We start from the raw sequence: 13,671 nt of genomic DNA, 5'->3' as shown, positions 1-13,671 counted from the left end.
CGAACCCGCGGCTACGCGGTCTATGCTCTGGGCGATCTGGGAGCCCGTGCTGCCTCCGCGGTTTCCGCACTCGTGGCGCTCACCGACGATCCTTCCCCATTTGTGCGGCGCAACCTTGCGGAGGCGCTCGGCCCGATTCGGAGCCAGCCAGCCCTCTCGGTGCCCACCCTGACCAAGTTGCTCCAGGACGACGACGACCAGACGCGTTTCAATGCCGTCTATGGCCTCGCCAAGTTCGGTGCCGAGGCGACGTCTGCGCTCCCCGTCCTCACCGACGCACTGAGCGACGACAACCGCTATGTTCGGGGCCACGCGACCATTGCACTGGAGCAGCTCGGCACGCCCGAGGCGCTAAAAACGCTCCTGCACCACTTCCACACAACCCGCTGGTGCCCCCTCACGACCCGCGAGAGTACGTTTTGAAAAACTATTTTTTTGTTCTGCTAAGTCTCCTCCTGATTGCATTCCCCCGCCCGGCGGGGGCGACGGGGGGCCGGGGGCCAGAGAAACCCAATATCGTCCTGATCTTCATAGACGACATGGGCTACGGCGATATCGGGCCATTTGGTTCGACCAAGAACCGCACCCCAAACTTGGACAAGATGGCACGCGAGGGCATGAAGCTAACGTCGTTCTATGCCGCACCAGTCTGCTCGGTCTCGCGGGCGCAGGTGCTCACCGGCTGCTACGGGGCGCGTGTCTCCATCCCTGGCGTCTTCTTTCCCGGCGAGAAAAACGGCATCAACAAAGACGAGCACACAGTCGCGGAGCTGCTCAAAGACCAAGGCTACGCCACGATGTGCATCGGCAAGTGGCATCTAGGCGACCAGCCGGAGTTTCTTCCCACGCGCCACGGCTTCGACCACTACTTTGGCCTGCCCTACTCCAACGACATGCTCAAGAAGGCCAAGGGCGGCACGCAGCCCGTGGTGCCGCTGCTCCGTGATGAGAAAATCATCGAGCTTCTCACCGAAGAGCAGCAGAGCGGTCTCACGGAGCGCTACACCGACGAGGCGGTGACGTTTATCTCCGACAATCAAAAAAAGCCGTTCTTTCTCTACTTACCGCACACCGCGATCCACACCCCGATTCAGCCCAGCGCAAAGTTTCGCGGCAAGTCCGCCAATGGCAACGTCGGGGACTGGATAGAGGAAGTGGACGACAGCGTCGGGCGGGTGCGAGCGACTCTGGCCAAGCTCAAGCTGGATAAAAACACGCTCGTGATCTTCACGTCGGACAATGGCCCCTGGCTCATCAAGGCGAAAGACAGCGGTGAGGCAGGCCCCCTGCGTGGGGGCAAGGGCAGCACCTGGGAGGGTGGCGTTCGCGAACCGACCATTGCCGCGTGGCCCGGAAAGATCACGGCGGGAAGTGCCTGCGATGCGGTGGCAGGGACGATAGATTTCCTGCCGACCTTTGTCACGCTCGCCGGGGGCAGTGTCCCCACGGATCGCAAGATCGACGGCAAGGACATCACGCCGCTGCTGCTGGGAAAGACAAAGCAGTCGCCGCACGAGGCGCGTTACTACTTCAATAACTACCAGCTTCAAGCCGTCCGCTCCGGTCCCTGGAAGCTCGCCATCGCGCCCCAGAGCGAGGGAATGGGAAAGGCAGGCCAGACCATCCCCGCATCCCTAGAGAGCCCTCGCCTCTATAACCTCGACGCGGAGATCGGGGAGCGCACCGATGTGGCCGCCGCGCACCCTGAAATTGTCGCTCGCCTCAAGGCCCTTGCGGTCGCAATGAGTGCCGAGCTGGGTGAGAAGACCCCCGGCCCCGGTCGGCGTCCGGCAGGCGAGGTCAAGAACCCCGTGACGCTTTATCCGATGGAAGCAAGCCCCCAAGCCGCGCAAGCCAATGCCAAGCCCGTCACGCTGGACGCGCTAAAGATCGGCGACACGCTCAGCGGCCCGCAAGCCCCGCAGATTGTAAACCGCCCTCTGGCGATCTCGTGTCTTTTGGAGGGCAAGCCGCAGAGTGGTGTCTTGGTCGCCCACGGGGGCACGGGCACCGGCTACGCGCTCTACCTCAAGGACGGCCACGCAGTCTTCGCCGTCCACCCGTCGGGCGGGGAGCTGGCTCGTCTCACCTCGCCCGAGCCGATCCCCGCCGATGCCACCCTCGAAGCACGTATCGCCGCCGATGGTGCGCTCAGCCTGAGAGTAAACGGCCAAACCGTTGCCAGCGCAAAGCTCTCCGGCCCACTCAACCGCCAGCCCCAGGAGCCCTTCTGTGTCGGCTTTGACAGCGCCAACCCCGTAGATCCCGCGTATGCCAGCCTGCCACGCTTTGCCGGGACGATCCGTGTTCTGAAAGTCAGTACCAAAGAATGAGTGGCATTAACTCTCAGCGAAAAGCGCTCCAGACTACGCTCTTTCCCCGTGGCATCCCGCGTCTCTGGTGCCCGACCCTGACGCACTTTCAGGCCGCCCGCACGCCTGACCCAGAACGCACTCAGTCACACCTGACCGCGCTCGCGCCCTCTGTGAAAGGCATTCTGGTCCCTGGCTCCACCGGCGAGGGCTGGGAGATGAGTGACCATGATATTCACCTGCTCCTGAGCACCGTCCTCGATGCCGCCGCCGCTGCAGGCATTCACGTGCTCATTGGCGTGCTCAAGACCTCCACCGATGAAGTTCTCGCCTGTCTGGAGTCGCTGGAGCCGCTGCGCACGCATCCTGCCGTGGTCGGCGTGACCATCTGTCCGCCTAAGGGAAGCGAGCTGTCGCAGGAGACGCTTCATGCGAGCCTCGCGCAGGTGCTCGCCTGTGGCTGGCCGACGGCGCTCTACCAGCTCCCACAAGTCACCCAGAACGAGCTAAGCCCGGAGACCGTCGCCGCGCTCGCAGCCGAGTTTGCCAATGTCATTCTCTTCAAAGACACCAGCGGCGAGGATCAGGTGGCAAAAAGTGGTCTTGACTTCGGTGGCGTCTTTCTGGTGCGCGGGGCGGAGAAAGGCGGCTACGCTCCTTGGCCTCGCACCAATGGCGGCCCCTACGATGGCTTTCTGCTCAGCACCGCCAATGTCTTCGCCCCCGAGCTCTCTGAGATCCTGCGTCTGCTCGACAGTGGTGAGCAAGCCGCCGCCGAGGCGCTCTCCCAGAAACTCGAGACCGTGGTCGGCGCTGCCTTCGCGCTCGTTGGGGAGTTTCCCCACGGCAACGCTTTTGCCAACGCCAACAAAGTCCTCGACCACTGCCGCACCCATGGAGGCAGTGCCTTGACAATTGAGCCGCCGCTGCTCTACAGCGGCGTGCGCCTGCCCCCGAGCTTTATCGTCGAGGGGATCGCGCTCCTACAAGCACACGGCCTACTTGCGCGGCCCAGGCTTCATCGGGACCGTGGTACTGAGCTCCTGTGACAAAAGCGTGTAGGAGCCGTCCCCGCCTTGTCCGTGGAAAGAGCCCAGTATCCCCACAGAGAGCATAAATACGAGCAGTGCTTGGCCAAGAGCGACGAGGACGTGGCGGCCTGGCGACGCTTCCCTTGGCTCTGCTCAACGCTGCCTCTTGTCAGTCAGTCAAAAATTAGCCATACTGAGCCATGGCTGGCCTGAACCTGATTATTGACTGTGATATCCACCCCAGCGCGTCGAAAGAGCGTCCGCTGGACCTCTATGTTCCCGTGGCCTTTCGTGAGGCGCTCAAGCAGGGGATGGCGGCGGGGCCGGGGCAGGGCTACGCGAACCCGTTTGGCGTGGACCGGCGCGATGTGAGCTGCAACGACCCCAAACAAGTGGCGCTCGATCATCTGGATAAGTACGGGATTTCCTACGGGGTCTTGCAGCCGCCAGGGTTGGGCGTAAGCCTGACGCATAACATTGACATGGGCTCCGCGCTCGCCCAAGCGTGGAACGAGTGGCAGATCGGGGAGTGGCTCTCGGTGGATCCACGCTATCTGGGCTCAGTCTGTGTCAATACGAGCGACCCTGCGCGTGCGGTCGAGCTGATTCGTGAGTACGGCAAGCACCCCCAGATGAAGCAGGTGATTGTCAGTGGCGAGAGCGTGGATCTCTATGGCCACCGGCGCTACTTCCCGATCTTTGCCGCGTGCGAAGAGATGCAGCTGCCGTTTGCCCTGCACCCGGGCCGCGAGGGGAGCCTGTGCTCGTCCACGCCGATTGGCAGGCCATCGAGCTACTTTGAGTGGCACACGAGCATTCCCCTGACCTACCAAGCGCATGTGATTAGCATGACCTGTGAGGGAGTCTTTGCCGCGTTTCCGGGGCTGCGTGTGGTGCTGGTGGAGGGGGGCGTGGCGTGGCTAGTGCACACGCTCTGGCGGCTCGATAAGAACTTCAAGGCGCTCCGTAGCACGACCCCATGGCTGAAAAAGCGGCCGTCGGAGTATATTCTGGAGCACGTGCGACTGACCACGCAGCCACTGGAAGAGCCCGAGAACCCGGAGCACTTGGCGCAGGTCTTTGCCATGCTCCAGGCCGAGCGCACCCTCTGCTTTGCCAGCGACTTCCCGCACTGGGACTTCGACGATCCCGAGCGGGCGTTTCCCAAGACGATCGGCCCTGCGCTCTTAAAGCGTATCTTCTACGACAACGCCGCCGAGCTCTACGGCCTCCCGACACGCGCGGAGAAAGAGACAGTTCTATGAGCGACTATCCCAATGGCTTTGGCAGCGAGAACGAGGCGCTCGACACGGCGTTTCGGATAATTGACGAGGCAAAGCCGCCCAAGGCACGTGAGCGGGGACGCTTGGTGGTCTGCGCCGCGAGCGAGCTTGCCCCCGGCCAGCGGCGCGTGGTCGCCGACCCCGAGACCGGTGCGAGCATCGGGGTTTTTAATATCAACGGGGAGTTCTTTGCGCTCAAGAATGTCTGCCCACACTACGGTGCGCCGCTGTGCCTGGGCTCGGTGCACGCGACCCACCGGCCCTCGCCAGTCTTTACCTACCGACCAGACCTGCAAGACCGGGTTCTGCGCTGCCCCTGGCACGGCTGGGAGTTTGATATTGTCACCGGCAAGGGCCTCTACGACGACAAAAGCCGCGTGGCTACCTATGCGTGCGAGGTCAATAGCGACGGTGACCTTGTGGTGCTTCTCTGAGCGACAATGGTGACGCGGCGTGGGGTGTTCAGGGGCTGTTTCTTTACGGCTCAGCGAGGCCAGGGAGACCGTCGAGACTCCGAGCGTTCTTCTCTGCGCGGTAGGCACGTAGGCCCTCCTCCACCTTGTTCGAAGCCCACCTGGTGAGGACATCGCGGGGCTCACGGAAGTCGTAGACAGGCACGGCGAAGCCACAGGAGTCCGAGATACGGGTGACAGTAATCCGAATCACCGCTCGGGTGCCGGGAGTGTCTGGGAAGAGCGTGGCCAGTGTGCCAAACTCCGGATGCTCCCGCCCAAGCACCTCGCCGGTGCCATGGAGCCGCACGATCTTGGGGCCTCTCCTTACTGTGCCCGGCTCAGAGCAGAGAGCCGCTGTAGCTCTTCCGCGCTGAGCGCACGGTTAAAGACCGCGACGCCCCCGATCCAGCCGGTGAAGCCAACCCCGCGCGAGCTGTGAATGACGCGTCCAATGGTGAACGGTCCGCCAGAACTTGCGTCTTTGGGCGTGTAGATCCCGTGCGGGTACCACCAGGGATTAAGCCGGAGTGCCGTCAGCTCGCGGGTCTGCCGCGTGACTTTGACGCGGGTGTAGCCAAACTCGTGCAGCTCGGCGGCGTCTGGGAGCGGGGTGACGAGGCGTGGCTTCTTTTCGGGCGGCGTGTAGTACTGGTCGGGCGCGAAGCTGGGGTCGGTGCCGGGCCGATGGCCTTGCTTCCAGGCGTTGGCGGCAAACGAGAGCAGGTTGTCTTTTTGTGGATTCTCCAGCCAGCGCTCGCCCGAGACCCCGTTGAGCCAGCCGGTCAGCTCGTGTTTTTTATGGTCGAAGGTCATCGCAAAGCACTGCCACGAGCGGTCGAGCACGTCGGCGGGGGAGTCGGCGGGCACCGTGGGGGAGACGGCGGCGGAGTTGCACTTGTGGAGGGCGTAGCGGCACAGAAATGAGCTCCCCCCGTTCTCCGAGACATGGCCGCCGTTCTTGTACGCACGAAGGCCTTTGAGTGGGTTGTTGATGGCCCCTGGGAACTCCTGCGGCTTCACCATGGCCCAGCCGTCTTGTATCATCAGTCGTTTCCTCTATCCCTTGGCAGGGGCGATATTTGCATTTCGATGGAAAAAGTTCGTCGGGTCGTATTTCTCCTTGAGCGCGAGCAGGCGGGCATGATTCACGCCAAAGACCGACGGTGATCCGGTCTTGGTCTCGTATGTCTGGTAGTTGGCGTAGAGGCTCTCGTTGGACTTGGGCCTTAGTTGGCGCAGCCACTCCTCACCCCACGCGAATCGTTTCTCGTTGTCCTTTGGGTCGCTCCAGCTGTAGGCGGCGCGCAGGTGAATGGAGTGGGCGTGCCGATGGGGAAAGGCGGTCTCAGTGGGCTTGACACGGCAGACCTTGCCGTGCATGTAGTGGCTGAGCCCCAGAACCAGGTCCGATGGTGCCTGCGCGAGCTGATCCAGGTAAATATCGATGAGCTCATCGGTGATGCGCTCTCGGTAGACCGTCTGGATCGCCCGGAAGGTGGGCGTAGGGGTGTTTCCGGGATTGGTGGCCGCCGCCTTCTCCGCCAGGCTGACAAAAGGCTGGCGCTGCATGGCCTCGCGGATTGGGGGAGCGAGGGAGCGGAGCTTGCGCATTAGCTCGTCTGCCTCCTTCTCCTTTCCCGTGTGACACAGGCTGACGAAGAGGCCGCGCTCGCCTGACGTGAGGTTGAGGGTGGCCTGAAACCCATCAGGGGCATCGTGCATGATTTCGCGAAAGCCGTGCAGAACCGCGTGGGCATCGCGCACGGCAAAGTGAAGGTCCCCCCCAAGAACCGTACCGATGGAGTGTAGCTGCGCCTCGAAGTGGGTCGTTACGCCAAAGTTTGCCCCGGCACCCCGCATCGCCCAGAAGAGGTTGGGATCACTCTCCGCATTCACCTCTACCGTACGGGCATCGGCGGTGACGAGGCGTGCGGAGAGCAGGTTGTCGCAACACGCGCCAAAGAGCCCAGAGAGCCAGCCCAGCCCACCACCAAGGGTCACTCCCGTCGCGCTCACGCCAGGACACTGGCCCAGAACCGGCACCAAGCCGTGCATGGCGGCGGCGCGGGCGACTTCACCACTAAACACCCCCGCCTGGGCGCGGACGATGCGTTTCCTGGGATCGATGGTAATTTGCTTGAGTGGCGAGAGGTCGATCACCAGGCCGTCGGAGCTGCCCCACGCGAGATGGCTGTGGCCACCCGAGCGAACGGACACCTCCAGCGCCTGCGCTCGCGCAAACTCAACCGCACGCAGCACATCGTCTTCGTGGCCGCACTGCACGATGGCAACGGGGCTACGCTCGGTTTTCGGGTTCCAGTAGAACACCCGCCTCGCGCTCTCGTAGGAAGACTCGCCCGGCACGATGAGACGACCCTTCAGTGTCGCACGTAGCTTCTCTCGTTGCCCGGCCCTCACTGGCTGCTCTCCACAAAGTGCTTGTACTCGCTTGCCGGGTCGTAAGCCTTTCCCTCGTGTAGCACCGCGCCAAAGACGAGCCGAAGCGAATCGCCTTTCTTTACCGTGACCGTGCTCTTGGTACCTTGTTTCATCGCTTCGCGGCCAAAGGGGTTGGCGACAAAGACACCGTAGTCGCGGTTGTGCCACCAAGATTGACGGAAGTTGTTCGGCCCCGGCATCAGGGTGATTCCAACACGCTGACCGTCCTTTGTGCCTGAGTAGTCGCACCACGCCGCTGGCTTCCCCCACGTCTGCTTGGCCGACGTCGCGCCGTGGCTGTTGAGTAACGCGCCGCCCTTGAGCTCGGTGCACTCACTGGCGATGCGGGCACCAAAGCCCATCTCTTCCTGGTCGCCGAAGACGAGGTCTTTTTCCGTCGCGGTGAAGGTCGCCTCCCACACGAGCCGCCAGCCTGCGGGGCGCCGACTCAGCACGTAGCGGTTGGCCATCTCTCCCAGGCGCTTGCCCTCAAGGGTCAGTAGCTCCGATTGCGTGGTGAAGGTGACCCGATCCTCTGTGATCGTGGGGGGCATGAGGAACTGGAGATGGCGGATACGGCCCCGATTGCGCCAAAAGTCCGTGCTGCTGATATCGCCAAAGCCGAGCCAGATTCCGGGGTGCATGGTGCTGTGATCGGTGGCGTCTTTACCGTCGATGGGCGGATGGTTGCGGGTGAGCTTGGTGCCCAGTGGGCCATGCAGGTTGGCGAAATAGGGCCGAAGGATCTGCGGATCGTCCCAGACATACTCCGCTACTGGCTTTTGGCCCTCGCTCAGGAGAAGGCGATCGGCTTTGCGCTCGACCGCGAAGGTCGCGCGTGTCTTGGATTTTGTTTTTGCGGCGGGCGTCACGGCTAAGGAGGCGCTTAGCAGGCCGATGAGGAAAGTGAGGGGGCGTTTCATACTGTTAGCGTGCCGCCCAGCGTGCGCCGCGCAGGAGTGTCTCCTGAAAGCCCACGTTCTCAATCGCCGCTAGCGAGGAGCCTTTCCAGACATGGCCGAGCGCCGTGTGAAACACCCGCCCCGCGCCGTAGTGGGTGGTCATGAGCATCGGCTCAAGCTCGCCCGTGCCGCCGCTCTCAGGCGACGAGTACGCGCTGGCGAGCACCTCGACTGGCGTCCCATGCATCGGAACTAGCGTATGGTAGAGCTCGTCTTCTGTTACAAAGTCTGTCAGGCCCACCGTGATCGGGTGCTCCATGTTTTGGATCGTGACCGTGAACGCATGAAACTTCCCGTGCCCCGTGCCCTCGCGCCACATCAGCCCAACCAGCTTTTCGTACTCCACCCAGCCCGGAAAGGCATTGTCGGCGGCGTGTAAGACCACAACGCCCGTGCCGCCCTTGACTGCCTTTAGGAAATTCGCCTGTGCCGTCTCGCTCCAGAGCGGGCCGTTGTAGTCGAGAAAGAGCAGCTCAAAGCCCGCTAAATCGGCCTCCAGCGCCGCCGAAGCATCTTCGGCGTAGGTGACGGCAAAGTCGCCCGACGCCGAGAGAACATTGCGCAGAAACGGTCCGGTTCGCTCCCAGTCGTGGTTGTTGGCGCCCGTGAGATAGAGGGTGGGAACTTGCTTGCTCATCGATACTTCTCCAAATTTTTGCGAGGTCTTTAGACTAGATTTTAGCACAGTCACTTTCTCTTTTGCCGCCGCTGGGTTTTGGGCAAGCGCGAGCACAGCGGGAGCGCTTTGCATGCACTCGTCGGGCTTATCCAGATCAAAGAGCCATTGCCCAAGGTCATGATGAGGCTGTGCATCTCGCTCCCAAAGACCCCCACGCTCCGGACATAATCACCTCCGGACATAATCTGTCTCTCGTGCTTTTATGCTACAATCGGACAAATGGCAACTCTGGGACTTAACCACATCAACATCCGCGCCGACCGCGCACTTCTCGATGCCCTGAGAGACTTCTACTGCGAGATTGTCGGGCTACACGAGGGCTTTCGTCCGCCGTTTCCTGGCTTTGGCTACTGGCTCTATGCCGAGGGCGCAACCGAAGCCGCCGTTGTGCACCTCTACGAAGCCGAGCCGGGCGAGGCACGCCAGCGTGAGAGCCCGACATATTTTGACCACTTCGCCTTCGATTGCACGGAGCTGGAGGCCGTCGAAGCAGCGCTGACAAAGGCGGGCGTGGACTACCATAAAGCCATCATCCCCCTCACCGGCCAGCGCCAGGTCTTTCTTGTGGACCCGGCGGGTAACCGTGTCGAGCTGAACTTCGGCACCCCCTAGCCCTGATGCTGGAACAGATTGTCGAGGCGACCACCCCCGAGGACTTCGCTGCCTTCGCGGCTCTGGTGCGTGCGTATGTGGACTGGTGCCGCGAGCGCTACCACGACGATATCTGGTTTGTGGAGCAGGTCTTTGGGCACCAGTCGCTGGAGAGCGAGCTACAAAACGTGGCGGCGGCATACAGCCCACCCAGAGGCCGAACCCTGCTCGCCTGGCACGACGGTCAGCTCTGCGGTGGCGGCGCGTACCGAAAACTCTCGGACGGTAGCTTTGAGCTCAAGCGCCTCTTTGTCCCGGTGCGTTTTCAAGGACAAGGCACCGGACGGCGGCTCAGTACCGCACTCCTCGCTGCCGCCCAAAACGATGGCGCAGCTCTCCTGCGCCTCGACACCGCCCATAGGCTCACCGAAGCCATCGCGCTCTACAAATCCCTGGGTTTCGCCGCGTGCCCTGCTTACCAGGACTACCCTGAGAGATTCATGCCGTACTTGGTATTTATGGAGCTACCCCTCGACTAGCACCGCAAAGGCGCAGGCGATCTCGGGGAGGTGGGTCAGGGAGATGAGAATCTTACGCCCGGCGGCAAGCTCGGCGGCCTTCCCCGTGAGCGCGATGCTCGGCGCACCCGACATTGCCCGCTCGACGCAGATCTCTTTAAACGCCACGCCGCCACCGAGGCACTTAATCACGGCCTCTTTGGCGGCGAAGCGGGCGGCGATATGCGGCGCAGGATCGGGGCGGGAGAGACAGTAGGCCGCCTCACTCTCGGTGAGGATGCGTTTGATAAAGCGCTCGGGGAACTCCCCGAGCGCTTTGCGAATGCGTGGGACATCGGTCAAATCCACGCCCACAGCGACGACGCACCCTCCTCCCCCTGCCCCCGGGTACCCTCTGGGTGCCAATCCTGGGAGGAGGGGAGAGAGGGGAGTCCGTGCGGAGATACTCCCCTCCTCCCGTAGCTCTCGGGAGGAGGGGTTGGGGGAGGAGGGGCTGGGGGAGGAGGGCATCAGTGGCTCTCTTCGGCCTCGATAAAACGAATGGCCTCAATCGCGGCCATGCAGCCCATGCCCGCCGCCGTCACCGCCTGGCGGTACATCGTGTCATAGACATCGCCCGCCGCAAAGCAGCCTTCAATCGGAGTTTTTACGCCATCGGTAACCAAGTACCCCGCCGCGTCCATGGGAAGCTGTCCAGCAAAGAGGCTCGTGTTGGGCTGGTGGCCGATCGCCACGAAAACTCCCTGCGTCTCGCGCTCGGTGAGTGCGCCGGTCTTGAGGTTCTTAAGACGAATGCCGGTCACTTTTCCCGTGCCACCGTCCAGAATCTCATCCACTGCACTGTCCCAGGCAAAGGTGATCTTGGGGTTCTTGAGCGCTCTATCCGCCATGATCTTGCTGGCACGGAGCGTGTCGCGTCGGTGCACCACCGTGACGGAGCTGCACATGCGCGTTAAATACATCGCTTCCTCCATCGCCGTGTCGCCGCCTCCGACCACCGTGACATCTTTGCCTCGGAAGAAGAAACCATCGCAAGTGGCACAGGCCGAGACGCCTTTATTTTGCAGGCGCTGCTCGCTCTCGATCCCGATCCACTTGGCCGATGCGCCCGTGGCAATCACCAGCGTCTTGGCATGAACCGTCTGATTCGCACTCGTCTCGATCACAAAGGGGCGCTGGGAGAGATCCACCTTGGTGATCCAGTCAATCCGCACCTCCGTGCCGACACGAATCGCTTGCTCGCGCATGGCGTCCATCAGCTCTGGCCCCTCAATAGGGTGGGCAAAGCCGGGGAAGTTCTCCACCTCAGTGGTGATCGTGAGCTGACCGCCGGGCTGTGGGCCTTCAAAGACCAGTGGTTTTAGCTCCGCACGGGCGGCGTAGATGGCAGCCGTCAGCCCTGCGGGGCCGCTGCCGATAATGACGATGTCGCGTAGTTCACTCATAGTTATGTTACAACTGACTCCTCCCGAGAGTTCCGTCAGTCTCCCAGTGAGGCGGTGAGCATGAGAAACGTGAGGGTGTTTTGCAGAAAATGCGCGACCATTCCGGGTACCAGGCTCTGGCGTAAGTGGCGCATGGTCGCAAACGAGACCCCCAGCCCGACAATCGGAAGTGCGTCCTGGATCGGGTGCACCGACGCGAAGACAACCGCAGAGAGCAGGATACTTGGCAGCCCCGAAAAGCGCCGTCTTAGGCCCGTAAAGAGCGCTCCTCGGAAGAAAAACTCCTCAAAAAGCGGTGCGCCCACCGAGATCGTCACAAAGAGCAAGCCACGCTCCCAGCCCGTGCTCGATGTCCCACTGAGCAGAGTCATCGCGGGGTTCGGCGCGGTCGTGGTGCTGTTTCGGAAGAGCCAGCTAGAGAGCAGCCCTAAGACGCCTAGAAGGGGGAGAGTTGCCAGATATCCACCAAGCCCGTAGAGAACATTGGCCCCAAGACTCTCCCGGCTCACGCCAAGCTCCGCTAGCGAGGTGCCTCGCTTTTTTGCTTTTGCCGCTAAGTACGCAAGGGCAAGTCCGCCCGTTGCGAACTGAAGAAGCACCTGGAGCGGAACAACGGCAGCGCGTGACGTAACTACGATGCCGACTAAGAGCCCCAGGGCGCGGTAGCTTGCCAGATAGAAAACAAAGCCGTCTAGTAAGTCCCCCCAGGTAAGTTTCTGCTCTACGGCTTCTGACACACGCCCCAGCAGGTGCCACTCGCGTCTTAGGGCCACAAATCCCACAAAGAGTAGTAAGCCCAGCCCGATCACGCCTCCTAAGACCGCCAGCACGAAGAGAGGAACAAGACGCTTAAGAATCGCTCCTTGCGCTTCTGCGTCTCGCCGCGCCTCCGCAGCCTCTGCCGCTTGGGAGTTGTCTTGCCGTTTATACAGATCCGCCAGCGCCTGGTTGTCCAGGAAGCGCAGCTGCATGGCCATGAGCTGCGCCTCAGCATCTAGGGGGATTGGTGGTGGCGGGTAGGGGCCATACAGAGACCGCCAGAGAGACTGCTCGCCCTCGGGGAGCAGCTTGAGGATCGTCTCATCCAGTGGCTTGTGAAGCTGGTTGCCTAGGATCAAGACCTTGCGAGCAGGATTGAGCTGATTCGTGGCAAGTGCCAGCTCGCGGTAGATTGCGAGGGCCTCAGGGAGAGTGTCGCTCCCACCGAATTTTGCAAGAGCGTAGTGGGTGCGTGTGAGCCGCTCGGCGGTCAAGTAGCGCTCAAAGTTTGGCCCCGAGAGACCGATCTTTGTGGGCTTTACCGTCGGCGAGGGGCGAGTGGTGCGCGGCTCTAGACGATTGCCCAGCAAGAGGCTCGCGATAAGAAGCACTAGCCAGAGATAGATTATCTTAGGAAGCGTCTGCACACCCGCTATCTCTTACTTGCCCGCTTTAAGGCGCGCCTCGGCGTCCTTGAGGTTCTTGGGGCCTGCGAGGAAGCTAGGGAACTTTGCTACCACTTGCTTCCATGCCTCAACGGCATCTTCAAAACGATTCAGGCGCGTGTAGCAGTGCCCCAGAGTGGTGTAGGTGGTGACCTCTACCCCACCTAGCTTGATCGCTTTCTGGAAGTAGGGCAGCGCCGCCGCGTAGTTCTTGGTACGGAAGAGCTGCTGGCCCATCTCGCTATTGAGAGGGCCTGGCTTCTTGGAGCGCCGCGTGCCGTACTCTAAAAACGCCTCCGCCGAGGCATTCTCTCCCAGACTCCAGAGCAGGTAGCCGCCCGAACTGTAGGCCTCGTCGAAGTTGGGATCTACTTCCACGCAGATACGGCAAAGGGAGATACAGCGAACATAGTCCCCGTCGTGGAAATACGTATCATTGGTTTCCCAGAGCTTATCCACCACTCCGCTAATCATCCCCGCAACCTGGATCGGTGATGAGCCTTTGGGACTTTTGGAACGCGAGGGAGCTTTT

At 61.9% G+C, this 13,671-nt stretch carries 16 protein-coding genes; 7 read left to right on the top strand and 9 right to left on the bottom strand.

What is annotated here, in order from left to right:
- The 5 genes from AC1XOS_RS12235 to AC1XOS_RS12215 form a co-directional block, all read left to right on the top strand.
- On the top strand, positions 1 to 423 hold a 423-nt coding region (locus tag AC1XOS_RS12235), incomplete at its 5' end, for a HEAT repeat domain-containing protein (protein WP_481962502.1).
- Entirely contained in the window at positions 420 to 2,333 is a 1,914-nt protein-coding gene (locus AC1XOS_RS12230; RefSeq protein WP_481962501.1) for a sulfatase family protein, read from the top strand. The genes AC1XOS_RS12235 and AC1XOS_RS12230, both read left to right, overlap by 4 nt.
- Positions 2,330 to 3,361: a dihydrodipicolinate synthase family protein gene (locus AC1XOS_RS12225; protein ID WP_481962500.1), complete on the top strand. Its 1,032-nt coding sequence runs from the start codon at positions 2,330 to 2,332 to the stop codon at positions 3,359 to 3,361. Before AC1XOS_RS12230 ends, AC1XOS_RS12225 begins: the two co-directional genes overlap by 4 nt.
- 182 nt (positions 3,362 to 3,543) lie before the next feature.
- Positions 3,544 to 4,608, top strand: coding sequence for an amidohydrolase family protein (locus AC1XOS_RS12220; RefSeq protein ID WP_481962499.1), 1,065 nt, complete (start codon positions 3,544 to 3,546; stop codon positions 4,606 to 4,608).
- Positions 4,605 to 5,060, top strand: a complete 456-nt coding sequence (locus AC1XOS_RS12215; RefSeq protein WP_481962498.1) for a Rieske (2Fe-2S) protein — start codon at positions 4,605 to 4,607, stop codon at positions 5,058 to 5,060. The genes AC1XOS_RS12220 and AC1XOS_RS12215 overlap by 4 nt, the downstream gene beginning before the upstream one ends.
- Positions 5,061 to 5,103: 43 nt before the next feature.
- On the opposite strand, the gene AC1XOS_RS12210 is transcribed toward AC1XOS_RS12215, so the two are convergent.
- Genes AC1XOS_RS12210 through AC1XOS_RS12190 form a run of 5 tightly spaced genes read right to left on the bottom strand, consistent with a single transcriptional unit; the run spans position 5,104 to position 9,119 of the window.
- Positions 5,104 to 5,388, bottom strand: a complete 285-nt coding sequence (locus AC1XOS_RS12210; protein WP_481962497.1) for a hypothetical protein — start codon at positions 5,386 to 5,388, stop codon at positions 5,104 to 5,106.
- A gap of 17 nt (positions 5,389 to 5,405) precedes the next feature.
- Positions 5,406 to 6,125, bottom strand: a complete 720-nt coding sequence (locus AC1XOS_RS12205; protein ID WP_481962496.1) for a hypothetical protein — start codon at positions 6,123 to 6,125, stop codon at positions 5,406 to 5,408.
- A 12-nt stretch (positions 6,126 to 6,137) separates the two neighbouring features.
- Positions 6,138 to 7,499, bottom strand: coding sequence for an FAD-binding oxidoreductase (locus AC1XOS_RS12200; protein ID WP_481962495.1), 1,362 nt, complete (start codon positions 7,497 to 7,499; stop codon positions 6,138 to 6,140).
- Positions 7,496 to 8,443: a DUF6807 family protein gene (locus tag AC1XOS_RS12195; protein WP_481962494.1), complete on the bottom strand. Its 948-nt coding sequence runs from the start codon at positions 8,441 to 8,443 to the stop codon at positions 7,496 to 7,498. The genes AC1XOS_RS12200 and AC1XOS_RS12195 overlap by 4 nt, the downstream gene beginning before the upstream one ends.
- 4 nt (positions 8,444 to 8,447) lie before the next feature.
- Positions 8,448 to 9,119, bottom strand: coding sequence for a ThuA domain-containing protein (locus AC1XOS_RS12190; RefSeq protein WP_481962493.1), 672 nt, complete (start codon positions 9,117 to 9,119; stop codon positions 8,448 to 8,450).
- Between the two features lie 261 nt (positions 9,120 to 9,380).
- On the opposite strand from AC1XOS_RS12190, the gene AC1XOS_RS12185 reads away from it, so the two are divergent.
- Positions 9,381 to 9,773: a VOC family protein gene (locus AC1XOS_RS12185; RefSeq protein WP_481962492.1), complete on the top strand. Its 393-nt coding sequence runs from the start codon at positions 9,381 to 9,383 to the stop codon at positions 9,771 to 9,773.
- Positions 9,774 to 9,778: 5 nt separating this feature from the next.
- Positions 9,779 to 10,291, top strand: coding sequence for a GNAT family N-acetyltransferase (locus tag AC1XOS_RS12180; protein ID WP_481962491.1), 513 nt, complete (start codon positions 9,779 to 9,781; stop codon positions 10,289 to 10,291).
- Here the strand turns inward: AC1XOS_RS12180 and acpS are convergent.
- The 4 genes from acpS to AC1XOS_RS12160 form a co-directional block, all read right to left on the bottom strand.
- Positions 10,277 to 10,624, bottom strand: coding sequence for a holo-ACP synthase (gene acpS, locus AC1XOS_RS12175; RefSeq protein WP_481962490.1), 348 nt, complete (start codon positions 10,622 to 10,624; stop codon positions 10,277 to 10,279). The genes AC1XOS_RS12180 and acpS overlap by 15 nt on opposite strands.
- Before the next feature lie 155 nt (positions 10,625 to 10,779).
- The gene (trxB, locus tag AC1XOS_RS12170) at positions 10,780 to 11,715 is read right to left on the bottom strand and encodes a thioredoxin-disulfide reductase (protein WP_481962489.1); all 936 of its coding nucleotides are present in this window, start codon (positions 11,713 to 11,715) and stop codon (positions 10,780 to 10,782) included.
- 35 nt (positions 11,716 to 11,750) lie between these two features.
- Positions 11,751 to 13,121, bottom strand: a complete 1,371-nt coding sequence (locus AC1XOS_RS12165; RefSeq protein WP_481962488.1) for a CPBP family intramembrane glutamic endopeptidase — start codon at positions 13,119 to 13,121, stop codon at positions 11,751 to 11,753.
- 12 nt (positions 13,122 to 13,133) lie between these two features.
- The coding region (locus tag AC1XOS_RS12160; protein ID WP_481962487.1) for a tetratricopeptide repeat protein at positions 13,134 to 13,671 on the bottom strand (538 nt) is incomplete at its 5' end.

Source organism: Armatimonas sp. (genome assembly GCF_964826245.1).
Note: the sequence above shows the minus strand (reverse complement) of the source record. Positions and strands in the feature narration are given on the sequence as shown.